Genomic DNA, 13,841 nt, shown 5'->3' with positions numbered 1-13,841 from the left:
CAGAGAATTTTGGTGGAACTATGGCGGCAAGCCGCTGAAATTCCCCCAATTCGCCACGGATTGAACGGTAATTCCGGGCGGTGACTAGTCACTGTTTCCCGATATCACACAATATATGGTGGTTTTCGCTTCACAGAAGGCGAATGTTTGCTAAAGTATTGATTACAGTAATTTTGCGCAGCCCGTGGCGAATCCGGCGCGAGCGCGCAGGGATAAAGTCAGATAAAGACAGTTGAAGGGGGACAGAGGCTGTGGCGAAACGCATGACACATGCCCTACGCGCCGTATTGGGCGCAGCGGTGCTGGCGGTGCTGGCGGCGCTCGGCGGGATTGCGTTGACCGCACCCGTGGCGGCCGGAACCGACGGGGCGAACGCGCCCGTCATCTCGACGCAGAACACGCGCACCGTAAAGGGGGAACGCTATATTCCCGGCATCTGGGTCGATCCCGACGGCTGCGAACACTGGGTGATGGATGACGGCGTCGAGGGCTACATGAGCCCCCATGTCGACCGTAAGGGCATCCCGGTCTGCCGCCGGGGCAACACCTGCGGCGTGCTGAATTCCGACCAGTATTTCGCCACCGACAGCTACCGCATCCACTCCGCTGGCCGCGCCAAGCTCGAAGAGTTCTTTCGCAGCTCGACTGCGACGGCCTTCATCATCGCCGGACATACCGACAGCCGCGCCTCGGACAGCTACAACATGCGGCTGAGCTTTAATCGCGCCACGTCTGTCGCCAAGGTCGCGCGGGCGACCGGGGCACGCATCGCCGATGTGCGCGGTTATGGCGAGCGGATGCCGGCGGCGACCAACAGCACCGTCGAGGGCATGGCGAAGAACCGCCGCGTCGAAATCATCTGCATCCGCTGACCTGGGAGACGACCATGAAACTTGCACGCACTCTTATGGCGTTGGCGGCGGCGGCTTCGGTATCGGCCTGCGTCGACGTTCCCATCGGCCCCGACAAGAGCGTCGACCGCAACCTGATCGACCGCAAGGACCTTAGCCAGCTCAAGGCCGGCGTCTGGATCGACCCGAACGGCTGCGACCACTGGATCATCGACGACGGTGTCGAGGGCTATCTGTCCGCCCGGCTCGACAAATACGGCAAGCCGGTCTGCTCGGGCTCGGCCCCGCCGACCATGGTCACCGGGGATTTCAAGGGGGGCTCGACCTCTGTCATCGGCGACCCGCTCTGATCCGTTGGCAGAGCTGACCAAAATAGGGGCCGCGCAGAAAAACCTGCGCGGCCCTTTTGCATTTTACGCGCGGGCCCGCTTGCCTTGGGACCGGCGGCTTGGCACCCTTACCTCAAACCCGCGAATCCGGAGACATGCGTGACAACTGGCACCCTGACCGAAGCGCTTATCGAATTTCCCGACAACCGATTGCTTATTGACCTGTGCGGTGAATACGACCGCAACCTGACCGAGATCGAGACCCGTCTGGGCGTGCAGATCCTGCGGCGGGGCAACCAGCTGGCCATTCACGGCCCGCCCGAGGCGCAGGCCGAGGCGACCGAGGTGCTCAATGCGCTTTACCAGCGGCTCGAACAGGGCCGCAGCGTCGGGCGCGGCGATATCGACCGTGAATTCCGCCTCGCCCCCGAAGACGAAGGCGTGGACAGCCAGCTCGAGATGTTCGCGGGCGGCCCGGTCGAGATCAAGACCCGCAAGAAGCTGGTCGAGCCGCGCACCGAGGCGCAGAAGGCCTATGTCCGGTCGCTGTTTCAGAACGAACTGGCCTTCGGGATCGGCCCGGCGGGCACCGGCAAGACCTATCTGGCCGTCGCCGTCGGGGTGAACATGTTCATCACCGGGCAGGTGGACCGAATCATCCTCAGCCGTCCGGCGGTCGAGGCGGGCGAGAAGCTGGGGTATCTGCCGGGCGACATGAAGGAAAAGGTCGACCCTTACATGCAGCCGCTCTACGACGCGCTGAACGATTTCCTGCCCGGCAAGCAGCTGGCGCGGATGATGGAGGAGAAAACCGTCGAGATCGCGCCGCTGGCCTTTATGCGCGGGCGCACGCTGTCGAACGCCTTTGTGGTGCTGGACGAGGCGCAGAACGCCACGTCGATGCAGATGAAGATGTTCCTGACCCGTTTGGGCGAGGGCAGCCGCATGGTCATCACCGGCGACCGCACGCAGATCGACCTGCCGCGCGGCGTGCCCTCGGGGCTGCATGACGCCGAGCGTCTGCTGGGCAGCATTCCCAAGATCGGCTTCAACTATTTCACCTCCTCCGACGTGGTGCGCCATCCGCTGGTCGCGGCGATCATCGAGGCCTATGAAAAGGACGCGGCGGGCTGAATTCCCCGTCGCCGCTTGCCTTCCGCGCGCGCACCGCTCTATAGGCCGCGCAGAACGCAAGGGACCGCGCGATGCTGACCGACACGATCATCGAGGACGACCGCTGGGAGGCGGCCGATTTGCCCGCGCTGGCCGAGCGGGCGGCGGTGGCGGCGCTGGCGCATCTGGGGCTGACGCCCGAAGGGTATGAAATCGCCGTGCTGGGCTGCGATGACGCGCGGATCGCCACGCTCAACGCCGATTTCCGGGGCAAGCCGCAACCCACCAACGTGCTCAGCTGGCCCGACGAGGATCTGTCGCCCGACATTCCCGGCGCGCGGCCCGAGCCGCCCCCGCACGGCGATACAGAGGATCCCGGCCCCCTCGGCGACATCGCCATTGCCTATGACACCTGCCAGCGAGAGGCCGCCGAACAGGGCAAGCCATTTGCCGCCCATGTCACCCATTTGCTCGTTCACGGGGTGTTACATCTCTTGGGCTATGACCATATTCGTGACGCGGATGCCACGTTGATGGAGGCAACCGAGGTCGTAATACTTGGCAAGCTGGGTATCGGTGACCCATATAGGATGAATGAGGGGCCGAACGGCCCGTAACCGTACAGGATGAAAAAAGGGAACATGGGCGACAACGACGGCTCGTCTAACGCAGCGCAGAGCGCGCGTCAGTCAGAAGACAGCTCAAATTCGCCGGGCGTGCTGGGCCGCCTGGCCGGGCTTTTCCGCCCCGCGGCAGATGACACTGGCCATACCGGCCGCACGCATGTCGCACAGGTTCCGCAACCCACCCACGGCATGATCAACCTGCGCCGCATGCGGGTCGAGGACGTGGCCATCCCGAAGGCCGATATCATCGCCGTGCCCGACACGATCACCCGCGACGATCTGGTCAAGGTGTTCCGCGACAGCGGGCTCACGCGCCTGCCGGTCTATTCGGGCACGCTCGATACGCCGGTGGGCATGGCGCACCTGAAGGATTTCGCGCTGATGCACGGGTTCAACGGCTCGGGCACGCGGTTCAATCTGAAAAAGATGCTGCGGCCGCTGCTCTATGTGCCGGCGTCGATGCCCATCGGCGTTCTGCTGACCAAGATGCAGACCGAACGGCGGCATATGGCGCTGGTGATCGACGAATACGGCGGCACCGACGGTCTGGTCACCATCGAGGACCTGATCGAACAGGTCATCGGCGAGATCGCGGACGAGCACGACACCGAGGAAGGCAAGTTCTGGGTGCAGGAAAAGAGCGGCTGCTACCTTGCCCAGTCCAAGACCCCGCTTGAGGAGTTCGAGGCCGAGATCGGCATCCGCCTGACCGACCACGACGACATCGACCCCGAGGAAATCGACACGCTTGGCGGTCTCGTCTTCATGCTGGCGGGCCACGTTCCCGCCCGGGGCGAGGTCGTGCCGCATCCCGAGGGGATCGATTTCGAAGTGGTCGACGCCGATCCGCGCCGCATCAAGCGTCTGCGCGTGCGCCTGCCGGGCAGCAAGATGATGACCGCCCCGGGGACCGGGGCGCAGGCCGGGGATCATGCCCGATCGTCCTGACGCGCCTGACAGGCGGGGGGCTCTGCCAGCCTGGGGCCGGCTGCCTCTGTCCATCGGGTTCGGCTGTCTCTTCGCGCTGGGGCAGGCGCCTTACGATCTGTGGTACGTTGCCTTGCCGGGGCTGGCGGCGGCGTTCCTGCTGTTCCGCGCCGAACCCGGTCCGATGCGCGCGCTGGGGGTCGGATGGGCCTTTGGGCTGGGCTATTTCGGCCTGGCGCTCGGCTGGATCGTCGAGCCGTTCCAGGTGGATGCGGCCGCCACCGGCTGGATGGCGCCTTTCGGCCTGATCGGGCTTGCGGCGGGCTTGGCGCTCTTCTGGGCGCTGGCCTTCTGGGCGGCGGCGCTGGCGCGGCGCCCCTGGGTGCTGGTGCCGGTCTGGGCCGCGGCCGAACTGGCCCGGGCCTATGTCTTCACCGGTTTTCCCTGGGCGCTCGTCGGCTATCTCTGGGCGCCCACATGGGCGATCCAGTGGGTGTCGGTGATCGGGCCGCACGGGGTGTCGCTGGCGACCCTGGCCTTGGCTGGCGCGGCGGCGGCGGTTTGGCCGCTGCGCAGCACGTCGGCGCGCTGGGGCGGTGCTGCGCTGCTGATCGCGCTGGCCCTGCTGGCGGGCGGTCGGGCGCTGCTGCCGCCCGCGCAGGATCTGACCGGCCGTCCCGTGGTCCGGCTGGTGCAGCCCAACGCGCCGCAGCATCAGAAATGGGATCCGGCCATGATCCCGGTCTTCTTCAAGCGCAAGATCGACGCCACCTCGGCCCTGCCGCGCCCCGATCTGGTGGTCTGGCCCGAAACCGCGGTGCCGACGCTGCTGCACAACGCAGGCCCCGCCTTCGACGTGATCTCCGAGGCCGCGGGGCCGGTACCGGTGGTTCTGGGCATCCAGCGCGCCGAGGGCGGGCGGTTCTACAATTCGCTGACCGTGCTGGACGAGGTGGGGCGACCGGGGCAGATCTATGACAAGCACCACCTGGTGCCCTTCGGCGAGTACATGCCGGCCCGGGGGCTGTTTGCGCGCTGGAACATCGCCGGGCTCGCCGCCCGGGCCGAGGCGGGCTATGCGGCCGGACCCGGCCCGCAGGTGATCGACCTCGGCCCCCTCGGCCTCGCCCTGCCGCTCATCTGTTACGAGGCCGTGTTTCCCCAGGATGTCCACCGTGCGCCGGTGCGGCCCGCGGTGTTGATGCAGCTGACCAACGATGCCTGGTTCGGCGACTGGTCGGGGCCTTACCAGCACCTCGCGCAGGCCCGCATCCGCGCCATCGAGCAGGGCCTGCCCTTGATGCGCGCCGCCAATACCGGCGTGTCTGCGATGATCGACCCGGGTGGGCGGATCCTCGCGTCGCTGGGGCTGGGGCAGACCGGCCATGTGGACGCGCCGCTGCCCGCGCCGCTGCCGCCGACGCCCTATGCCCGGACCGGCGATTTGCCGGTTCTGGCGCTGCTATTCGCGCTCTGTCTGGGTGGGTTCACCCTTCACCGCCGTCGCCGATAGTGATTGACGCTGATGCGGCGTAGGGATACGCGGTAGGGTAGTAATAATTATGAACCCGTCACAACGGCTTCCTGGCGTGACGGAGACCCCTAACGGAGCACCCCATGTCCAGAAATAACTATATCTTCACCTCCGAGTCCGTCTCGGAAGGGCATCCCGATAAGGTCTGCGACCGGATCTCGGATGCGATCCTCGACGCCCTGCTGGCCGAGGACCCTCTGGCGCGGGTCGCTTGCGAAACATTCGCCACCACGAACCGCGTCGTTATCGGTGGCGAGATCGGCCTGAGCGATCAGGACAAGCTGGCCGAATACATGCAGGCCGTGCCCGACATCGTGCGCGCCTGCATCAAGGACATCGGCTATGAGCAGGACAAGTTCCACCACGCCACCTGCGAAATCACCAACCTGCTGCACGAGCAATCCGCCCATATCGCCCAAGGCGTGACCGGCGCGCGCGGCGACGAGGGCGCGGGCGACCAGGGCATCATGTTCGGTTACGCCACCAACGAGACCGACGCGCTGATGCCCGCGCCGATCCAGTTCAGCCACGCGATCCTGCGGCGGCTGGCCGAGGTGCGCAAGAACGGCACCGAACCGGTGCTCGGCCCGGATGCCAAGTCGCAGCTGTCGGTGCGCTATGTGAACGGCAAGCCGGTGGGTGTGACCTCGATCGTGCTGTCGACCCAGCATCTGGACGAGAACATGACCTCCGAGGACGTGCGCGCGGTGGTCGAGCCCTACATCCTCGAATCCCTGCCCGAGGGCTGGGTGGATGCCGACACCGTCTGGCATGTGAACCCCACCGGCAAGTTCGTGATCGGCGGGCCGGATGGCGACGCGGGCCTGACGGGCCGCAAGATCATCGTCGACACCTACGGCGGCGCGGCCCCGCACGGGGGCGGCGCGTTCTCGGGCAAGGACCCGACCAAGGTGGACCGCTCGGCGGCCTATGCGGCGCGCTATCTGGCCAAGAACATCGTCGCGGCGGGCATGGCCGAGCGCTGCACGCTCCAGCTAAGCTACGCCATCGGCGTGGCAAAGCCGCTGTCGATCTACGTCGACACCCACGGCACTGGCGATGTCGAGGCCGACGCCATCGAACGGGCGATCCCCAAGGTGATGGACCTGACGCCGCGCGGCATTCGCACGCATCTCGACCTCAACAAGCCGATCTTCCAGCGCACCGCCGCCTATGGCCATTTCGGCCGCGCGCCCGATGCCGATGGCGGCTTTAGCTGGGAACGGACCGATCTCGCCGAGGCGCTGAAAAAGGCGGTCTGACGCGGCGCGCGCGGGTCGGCTGGATGAAGCTCGGCCCGCGCCGGTCACGGCGACGTCACGAGGCGCAAGGTGCCGGGGCCTCTTGCGCGCATGTTCCCGAAAGCCTGAAAGAACACCGCCGGAATGCCTGCAATGCGCCCGCGCTTACAGGCGGCCCGTCGACCGGCGCTCCCCGTTTTTGGTTGGGCGCGCGCCGGACCTGCCGTAGGCTCAATGGCGAGACCGAACGGAAAGGGGACGCATCTTGCAAGCGATCTTGCGGTTGGCTCTCGCCGGTGCTCTGGCCTTTCTGACAGGTGCGCCGGTGTGGGCGGAGCAGGCCTTGGCCTGCGAAGCGACCGACCTGACGGTCGAGGTGCCCGACCCCGATCTTGCCGCGCGCGTCTGCGCCACGGCCCAAAGCGGGCTGGACCTGCTGGCCGAATTCGGGCTGGTGCAGTCCAAGACCATCCGCATCCAAGTCGGGTCGCAAGGGGCGCTGCACGATACCGATTGCATGGGCTCCTTCGATGCCGGCGCGGGGCTGATCCGCCTCTCGGATCCCGCAACGCTGGCCCGATCGGTGAATCCTGGCAGCCTCTGGCACCGTATCGACGCCTGGGCGCTCTTCGACAGCCTGGTGATCCACGAGCTGAGCCACGCGCTTTTGCAACAGGCGGATCGCGCGTCCGCCCCCTGTCTGGCCGATCACGAATATGTCGCCTATGCGGCGCAGCTGTCGTCGCTGGCGCCCGCCGACCGGGCTTTGGTTCTGGACGGTTCGAGGGAAGAAAGGATCGACCCCGCCCATATCAACGATTTCATCGTGCTGATGGACCCGGACCTTTTCGCGCGCGCCGTCTGGCAGCATTTCAGCGCGCCCGGGCATGGCGCAGCCTTTGTCCGGGGGATCGTCGCGGGGCGGCTTTCTTTCTACGTCGAGCCTTTTTGATCCGCGCGGTGGCGCTATGTCCACGCCCGTGACAAGGATCGGAGGACATCTGATGTTCTGGAAACGGCTCTGGCTGGCGCTTGTGCTGGTTCTGCCCGGACCGCTTTGGGCCAACGACTGGGCGGCGCTCGATCAACCGGGGGCCTTTGCCATCATGCGCCACGCGCTGGCGCCCGGCACCGGCGACCCGGCGGTGTTCGAGATCGGCGATTGCGCCACGCAGCGCAATCTCGATGCGCGCGGGCGGGCGCAGGCCCGGGCCATCGGCACCGCGTTCAAGGCGCGCGGGCAGGAATTCGACGTGGTGCTGACCAGCCAATGGTGCCGCTGCCGCGACACCGCCAAACTGCTGGCGCTGGGCCCGGTCGAAGACGCCCCCGCGCTGAATTCGTTCTTCGCCGATTTCTCGCGTCGGGAGGCGCAGACAACCGACGCTCTGGCGTTGCTTTCGGGGCGCGGGGACCGGCCCTTCGTGGTGACGCATCAGGTCAACATCCGCGCCCTCACGGGCCGCACCACACGGTCGGGCGAGGTGCTGGTGGTGCGCGCCGCGGGCGAGGGGCTCGAGGTGTTGGGCGCGATCCTCATCGACCCCTGACCGGCCGCGCGGCAAGCGGATTGTGTTGCGCCGGGGCTTCGTCTAATCCCCGCGCCATGACCCACGCACCCAAACACCCCAAGGCGCCCTGGCGCAACTTCTATGGCCGGTTCAAGGGCAAGGGTCTGCGCCCGTCGCAAGAGGCCTATCTGCAAGAGGACCTCGACACGCTCAGCCCCGGGCCGGTGGATTGGGACAGCAACCCCGAACGCCGGCCGCTGGATTTGGGCGCGCTCTTCGGCGGCGCGCCGGTCTGGCTGGAGATCGGCTTTGGCGGGGGCGAGCATCTGGTGCACCAGGCCGCGCGGAATCCTGGCATCGGGATCATCGGCTGCGAGCCCTACATCAACGGCGTCGCCATGCTGCTGGGCAAGATCCGCCAGGCGGGGGTGACCAACCTGCGGGTGCATCCGGGCGATGCGCGCGATCTTTTCGACGTGCTGCCCGAGGCGAGTATATCCAAGGCTTTTCTGCTCTACCCCGATCCCTGGCCGAAAAAGCGCCACCACAGGCGGCGGTTCGTCACGCCCGAACATCTCGAACCGCTGGCGCGGGTGATGAAACCCGGGGCAGAGCTGCGCGTCGCCACCGACATTCCCGACTACGTCCGCCAGACGCTGGTCGAGGTGCCCAGGGCCGGGTTCGACTGGCTGGCCGAGGGACCGTCCGACTGGCGCACGCCGTGGGACGACTGGCTGTCCACCCGCTACGAACAGAAGGCGCTGCGCGAGGGCCGGGTGCCGCATTACCTGACCTTCCGCCGCCAGGGCTGAGCGCGCGACACAGCCCCGGACCCGATCCGGGGCCTCCCGGCCCGCCAGCCGTCACCAGGCTCTGTGCCATCCGCACTGTGCATTCCCGCGTCAAGCGGCATGGACCTTGGCGCAACGTCGCGCTACACCCGCGCCGGACCCTGAATGGAGGCTTGCATGTCCGCCCACGGCACCCCGATCCCGATGACATCCGACCGCGCCGGACCGCTGCGCGGCACCGCGGACGTGCCGGGCGACAAGTCGATCTCGCACCGCTCGCTGATCCTGGGCGCCATGGCCGTCGGCGAGACGAAAGTGACCGGCCTGCTGGAAGGGCAGGACGTGCTCGACACCGCCAAGGCGATGCAGGCCTTCGGGGCCGGGGTCGAAAAGCGCGGTGACACATGGCATGTGCAGGGCGTCGGCGTCGGCGGCTTTGCCGAACCCGACCAGGTGATCGACTGCGGCAATTCCGGCACCGGCGTGCGGCTGATCATGGGGGCGATGGCGACCACGCCGATCGCGGCCACCTTCACCGGCGACGCCAGCCTCAACAAGCGGCCCATGGCGCGGGTGACCGAACCGCTGGCGCTCTTCGGGGCGCGGGCCTGCGGGCGCTCGGGCGGGCGGCTGCCGATGACCATACTCGGCGCGCGCGACCCGTTGCCGGTGCGGTATACGACGCCGGTGCCCTCGGCGCAGGTGAAATCGGCGGTGCTGTTGGCCGGGCTGAACGCCCCCGGCGAAACCGTTGTGATCGAGCGCGAGGCGACGCGCGACCACTCCGAGCGGATGCTGCAGGGCTTCGGCGCGACCGTGATCACCGAGAAGACCGAAGAGGGTCATGTGATCACCTTGACCGGCCAGCCCGAGCTGAAGCCCCAGACCATCGTCGTGCCGCGCGACCCCAGCTCGGCCGCCTTCCCGGTCTGCGCCGCGCTGATCGTCGAAGGGTCGGACGTGCTGGTGCCCAACATCGGGCTCAACCCGACGCGGGCGGGGCTTTTTACCACCCTGCGCGAGATGGGCGCGGACCTGACCTATGAAAACGAACGCACCGAGGGCGGCGAGCCCGTGGCCGACCTGCGCGCGCGCTTTTCGCCCGATCTGAAGGGCATCGAAGTGCCCGCCGAGCGCGCCGCCAGCATGATCGACGAATACCCGGTGCTGTCGGTCGTCGCGGCCTTTGCCGAAGGCAAGACCCACATGCCCGGCGTCAAGGAACTGCGCGTCAAGGAATCCGACCGCATCGACGCCATGGCCACCGGCCTGCGCGCCGCCGGCGTCAGCGTCGACGAAGGCGAGGATTGGTGGACGGTGCAGGGCCGCGGCTTTGGCGACGTGCCGGGCGGCGTAACGGTGCAGAGCCATCTCGACCACCGTATCGCCATGTCGTTCCTCGTGCTGGGCATGGCCAGCAATGCGCCCATGACGGTCGATGACGGCGGCCCCATCGCCACGTCCTTTCCGATTTTCGAGCCGTTGATGGCCGCTCTGGGGGCGCGTATCCAGCGCGCATGACGCGGCTGGGCAGGATATCCGCGGCGCTGGCGGCGGCGGCGCTGGCGCTGATGCTGTGGCACAGCCACGCCGTGCTGATCCCCGAGGCCGGCGGTCTGACACCCTTCGACAGCCGCGTTCCGGGCTACAGTCCGGAGGAGGCGGGCGCCTACCTCGCGGCGCTCTCGGACCGGGGGCGGGCGTTTTATCTGCTCGAGATGCGCTGGCTCGACACGCTCTTCCCGGTGGCCTTCAGTGTCGCGGCGGGGGCGGGGCTGATGGCGCTGGCCAAAGGTTGGGCCGGGTGGACCCGCTTGGCCCTGCTGGCGCCGGTGGCGGGGTATCTGGCCGTGGATCTGGCGGAAAACGCGCTGGTGGCCGATCTGCTGCGGGCGGGGATGACCGGCTTCGACCCCGTCACCGCGATCCGCGCCTCGCAATTCACGGTGACGAAATACGCGCTATTGGGAACAATCGCGCTGACGATTATGATGCTCTGGCGGCGGCAAGGGCGCGCGAGCAGGACCCGGAGCTGAGGAGACATCATGGCATTCACCATCGCAATCGACGGGCCGGCGGCGGCGGGCAAGGGCACGATCAGCCGCGCCGTGGCGGCGCATTACGGCGTGGCGCATCTGGATACGGGGCTTTTGTATCGTGCGGTCGGGCGGCGGACGCTGGACGGGGTCGCGCCGCTCGAGGCCGCCCGCGCCCTGGTGGCCGAGGATCTGAAGGCTGACGATCTGCGCAGCCCCGAGGTGGCCCAGGCCGCAAGCAAGGTGGCGGTCCTGCCCGAGGTGCGCGAGGCGCTGGTGGATTTCCAGCGCGCCTTTGCGGCGCGCGCCGGGGGCGCGGTGCTGGACGGGCGCGACATCGGAACGGTGATCTGCCCCGAGGCCGAGGCCAAGCTTTTCGTCACCGCCAGCGCCGAGGTGCGCGCGCAGCGGCGCCTGGACGAACTGCGCGCCAAGGGCGTCGAGACCGATTTCGACAGCGTTCTGGCCGATGTCCGCGAACGCGACGCGCGCGACATGGATCGCGCCGACGCGCCCCTGCGCCCCGCGCCGGACGCGGTAACGATCGACACCTCCGCGCTGGACATCGAAGCGGCCATCGCCGCGGCGATCGCCGCCATCGACGGGCGTCGGCCATCGTCCGGCGCGGGCTAACCCCGGGACTGCGGTGCGCGGGATGGGCCAGGGCGGGCGTTTCGGCGGCTCGCCGCGCAGGTGCATCATTGCCCTTGATTACAAGGCCCGCTTTGCGTATACGCCCCCTGTCGACAAGGCGTAAACGCCGCAACGTAAAGACATCGAGCAGGGTCGGAACCTCCGGCCCTCTTTGCTTTGCGGTTCATCTTGACGCGAAATTACAGACCGGCGGAGACAACCGCGCGGCCAGCAAAATGTGAAAAAGGAAACGACGTATATATGTCCGCTAACGCATCCATGGAGGAATTCGAAGCCCTCCTGAACGAAAGCTTCGAAATGGACACGCCCGACGAAGGGTCTGTTGTCAAAGGCAAGGTCATCGCCATCGAGGCGGGCCAGGCCATCATCGACGTCGGCTACAAGATGGAAGGCCGCGTCGAGCTCAAGGAATTCGCAAACCCCGGCGAAGCGCCCGACATCTCTGTCGGCGACGAGGTCGAGGTCTATCTGCGCGCGGCCGAGAACGCCCGCGGTGAGGCTGTCATCAGCCGCGAGATGGCCCGCCGCGAAGAAGCCTGGGACCGTCTGGAAAAAGCCTATGCCGACGACGCCCGCGTCGAAGGCGCGATCTTTGGCCGCGTCAAGGGTGGCTTTACCGTCGATCTGGGCGGCGCCGTGGCCTTCCTGCCCGGCTCTCAGGTCGATGTGCGCCCGGTGCGCGACGCCGGCCCGCTGATGGGTCTCAAGCAGCCCTTCCAGATCCTGAAAATGGACCGCCGCCGCGGCAATATTGTCGTGTCGCGCCGCGCCATCCTGGAAGAAAGCCGCGCCGAGCAGCGCGCCGAGGTCATCGCCAACCTCACCGAAGGTCAGGCGGTTGACGGTGTCGTCAAGAACATCACCGAATACGGGGCCTTCGTGGACCTGGGCGGTGTCGACGGCCTGCTGCACGTGACCGACATGGCCTGGCGCCGTGTGAACCACCCCTCCGAGATCCTGTCGATCGGCGAGACGGTCAAGGTTCAGGTCATCAAGATCAACAAGGAAACCCACCGTATTTCGCTGGGCATGAAGCAGCTGCAGGAAGATCCCTGGGATCTGGTGGCCGCCAAGTACCCGCTGGCCTCGGTGCACACCGGCCGCGTGACGAACATCACCGATTACGGCGCCTTCGTCGAGCTGGAGCCGGGTGTCGAGGGGCTGGTTCACGTTTCGGAAATGTCCTGGACCAAGAAGAACGTGCACCCCGGCAAGATCGTGTCCACCTCGCAAGAGGTCGAGGTCATGGTGCTGGAAATCGATCAGGCCAAGCGCCGGGTCAGCCTGGGTCTCAAGCAGACCATGCGCAACCCGTGGGAAGTCTTTGCCGAGACGCATCCTGAGGGCACGCAGGTCGAGGGCGAGGTCAAGAACATCACCGAATTCGGTCTGTTCATCGGTCTCGAAGGCGAGATCGATGGCATGGTGCACCTTTCGGATCTCAGCTGGGACGAGCGTGGCGAGGATGCGATCCAGAGCTACCGCAAGGGCGACGTCGTCCAGGCGGTGGTGTCCGAGGTCGACATCGAGAAAGAGCGTATCTCGCTCTCGATCAAGGCGCTGGGCGGCGACAAGTTCGCCGAGGCCGTCGGCGGCGTGAAGCGCGGCTCGGTCATCACCGTGAACGTGACGGCCATCGAGGACGGCGGCATCGAGGTGGAATACGAAGGCATGAAGTCCTTCATCCGCCGTTCGGACCTGTCGCGCGACCGCGCCGAACAGCGCCCCGAGCGGTTCTCGGTCGGTGACAAGGTCGACGTCCGCGTCACCAATGTCGACAGCAAGACCCGCCGTCTGGGCCTGTCGATCAAGGCGCGCGAGATCGCCGAAGAGAAGGAAGCCGTCCAGCAGTACGGTTCCTCCGATTCCGGCGCATCGCTGGGCGACATCCTGGGCGCCGCGCTCAAGAGTGGCGACGACTGATCGGCCCAAGCCGGCAATTCGACAAAGCGAAGGCCCCGGAGACGCTCCGGGGCCTTCGTGCGTTTCGGGCCGCGAATGTCCGTCCGTTGCGCGCCGGGCCCGGCGCGCGAGTGGCCATTTGCAGCGGCTCGAATCATGGTCCTTCGCGGGATGGGGAGGGCCCGGCGTCAGACCCGCTAATCGCCGCCGTGCCCCCCGCGAGGTACAAGAAATCGGCGGGCATCCGCGTGTCAGACCCGCAAAGTCCTGCGATTTATCGTTTTTTCACGCATTCGGGCGGTTCCCCAATGGCACCGCGCCGCGTA

14 protein-coding genes and 1 riboswitch are annotated in these 13,841 nt (G+C 67.0%); all 14 genes read left to right on the top strand.

The features are described 5' to 3' along the window. Positions 1-263 precede the first annotated feature (263 nt). The 14 genes from RXV88_RS03820 (at position 264) to rpsA (ending at position 13,536) form a co-directional block, all read left to right on the top strand. A complete protein-coding gene (locus RXV88_RS03820) occupies positions 264-872 on the top strand; it encodes an OmpA family protein (RefSeq protein WP_316290772.1) in 609 nt (202 codons plus the stop codon). Between the two features lie 14 nt (positions 873-886). Then, complete coding sequence (locus tag RXV88_RS03815) at positions 887-1,201, top strand: hypothetical protein (RefSeq protein ID WP_316290771.1); 315 nt, start codon at positions 887-889, stop codon at positions 1,199-1,201. A gap of 138 nt (positions 1,202-1,339) precedes the next feature. Beyond that, a complete protein-coding gene (locus RXV88_RS03810) occupies positions 1,340-2,314 on the top strand; it encodes a PhoH family protein (protein ID WP_316290770.1) in 975 nt (324 codons plus the stop codon). A 71-nt stretch (positions 2,315-2,385) separates the two neighbouring features. Beyond that, the gene (ybeY, locus tag RXV88_RS03805; protein ID WP_316290769.1) at positions 2,386-2,910 is read left to right on the top strand and encodes an rRNA maturation RNase YbeY; all 525 of its coding nucleotides are present in this window, start codon (positions 2,386-2,388) and stop codon (positions 2,908-2,910) included. A 9-nt stretch (positions 2,911-2,919) separates the two neighbouring features. Next, the gene (locus RXV88_RS03800; protein ID WP_410468795.1) at positions 2,920-3,867 is read left to right on the top strand and encodes a hemolysin family protein; all 948 of its coding nucleotides are present in this window, start codon (positions 2,920-2,922) and stop codon (positions 3,865-3,867) included. Further along, the gene (lnt, locus tag RXV88_RS03795) at positions 3,851-5,359 is read left to right on the top strand and encodes an apolipoprotein N-acyltransferase (RefSeq protein WP_316290768.1); all 1,509 of its coding nucleotides are present in this window, start codon (positions 3,851-3,853) and stop codon (positions 5,357-5,359) included. The genes RXV88_RS03800 and lnt overlap by 17 nt, the downstream gene beginning before the upstream one ends. Before the next feature lie 52 nt (positions 5,360-5,411). Continuing rightward, positions 5,412-5,459, top strand: a riboswitch (SAM-SAH riboswitch). 4 nt (positions 5,460-5,463) lie between these two features. Continuing rightward, entirely contained in the window at positions 5,464-6,642 is a 1,179-nt protein-coding gene (gene metK / locus RXV88_RS03790) for a methionine adenosyltransferase (RefSeq protein ID WP_316290767.1), read from the top strand. A gap of 244 nt (positions 6,643-6,886) precedes the next feature. Beyond that, positions 6,887-7,573 (top strand): DUF6639 family protein, encoded by a 687-nt coding sequence (locus tag RXV88_RS03785; RefSeq protein WP_316290766.1) that lies wholly within the window; start codon positions 6,887-6,889, stop codon positions 7,571-7,573. Between the two features lie 52 nt (positions 7,574-7,625). Then, a complete protein-coding gene (locus RXV88_RS03780) occupies positions 7,626-8,171 on the top strand; it encodes a histidine phosphatase family protein (protein ID WP_316290765.1) in 546 nt (181 codons plus the stop codon). Positions 8,172-8,227: 56 nt separating this feature from the next. After that, positions 8,228-8,944 (top strand): tRNA (guanine(46)-N(7))-methyltransferase TrmB, encoded by a 717-nt coding sequence (gene trmB / locus RXV88_RS03775; protein WP_316290764.1) that lies wholly within the window; start codon positions 8,228-8,230, stop codon positions 8,942-8,944. A 156-nt stretch (positions 8,945-9,100) separates the two neighbouring features. Next, a complete protein-coding gene (aroA, locus tag RXV88_RS03770; protein WP_316290763.1) occupies positions 9,101-10,444 on the top strand; it encodes a 3-phosphoshikimate 1-carboxyvinyltransferase in 1,344 nt (447 codons plus the stop codon). Beyond that, complete coding sequence (locus tag RXV88_RS03765; RefSeq protein ID WP_316290762.1) at positions 10,441-10,959, top strand: hypothetical protein; 519 nt, start codon at positions 10,441-10,443, stop codon at positions 10,957-10,959. Before aroA ends, RXV88_RS03765 begins: the two co-directional genes overlap by 4 nt. Before the next feature lie 9 nt (positions 10,960-10,968). Further along, positions 10,969-11,592, top strand: a complete 624-nt coding sequence (locus RXV88_RS03760; RefSeq protein WP_316290761.1) for a d(CMP) kinase — start codon at positions 10,969-10,971, stop codon at positions 11,590-11,592. A gap of 261 nt (positions 11,593-11,853) precedes the next feature. Then, a complete protein-coding gene (gene rpsA / locus RXV88_RS03755; protein ID WP_316290760.1) occupies positions 11,854-13,536 on the top strand; it encodes a 30S ribosomal protein S1 in 1,683 nt (560 codons plus the stop codon). Positions 13,537-13,841: the final 305 nt, after the last annotated feature.

The organism is Aestuariicoccus sp. MJ-SS9, from assembly GCF_032586235.1.
GTDB lineage: Bacteria > Pseudomonadota > Alphaproteobacteria > Rhodobacterales > Rhodobacteraceae > Aestuariicoccus.
The sequence above is the reverse complement of the archived record's forward strand: the minus strand, read 5'-3'. Positions and strand labels throughout refer to the sequence as shown.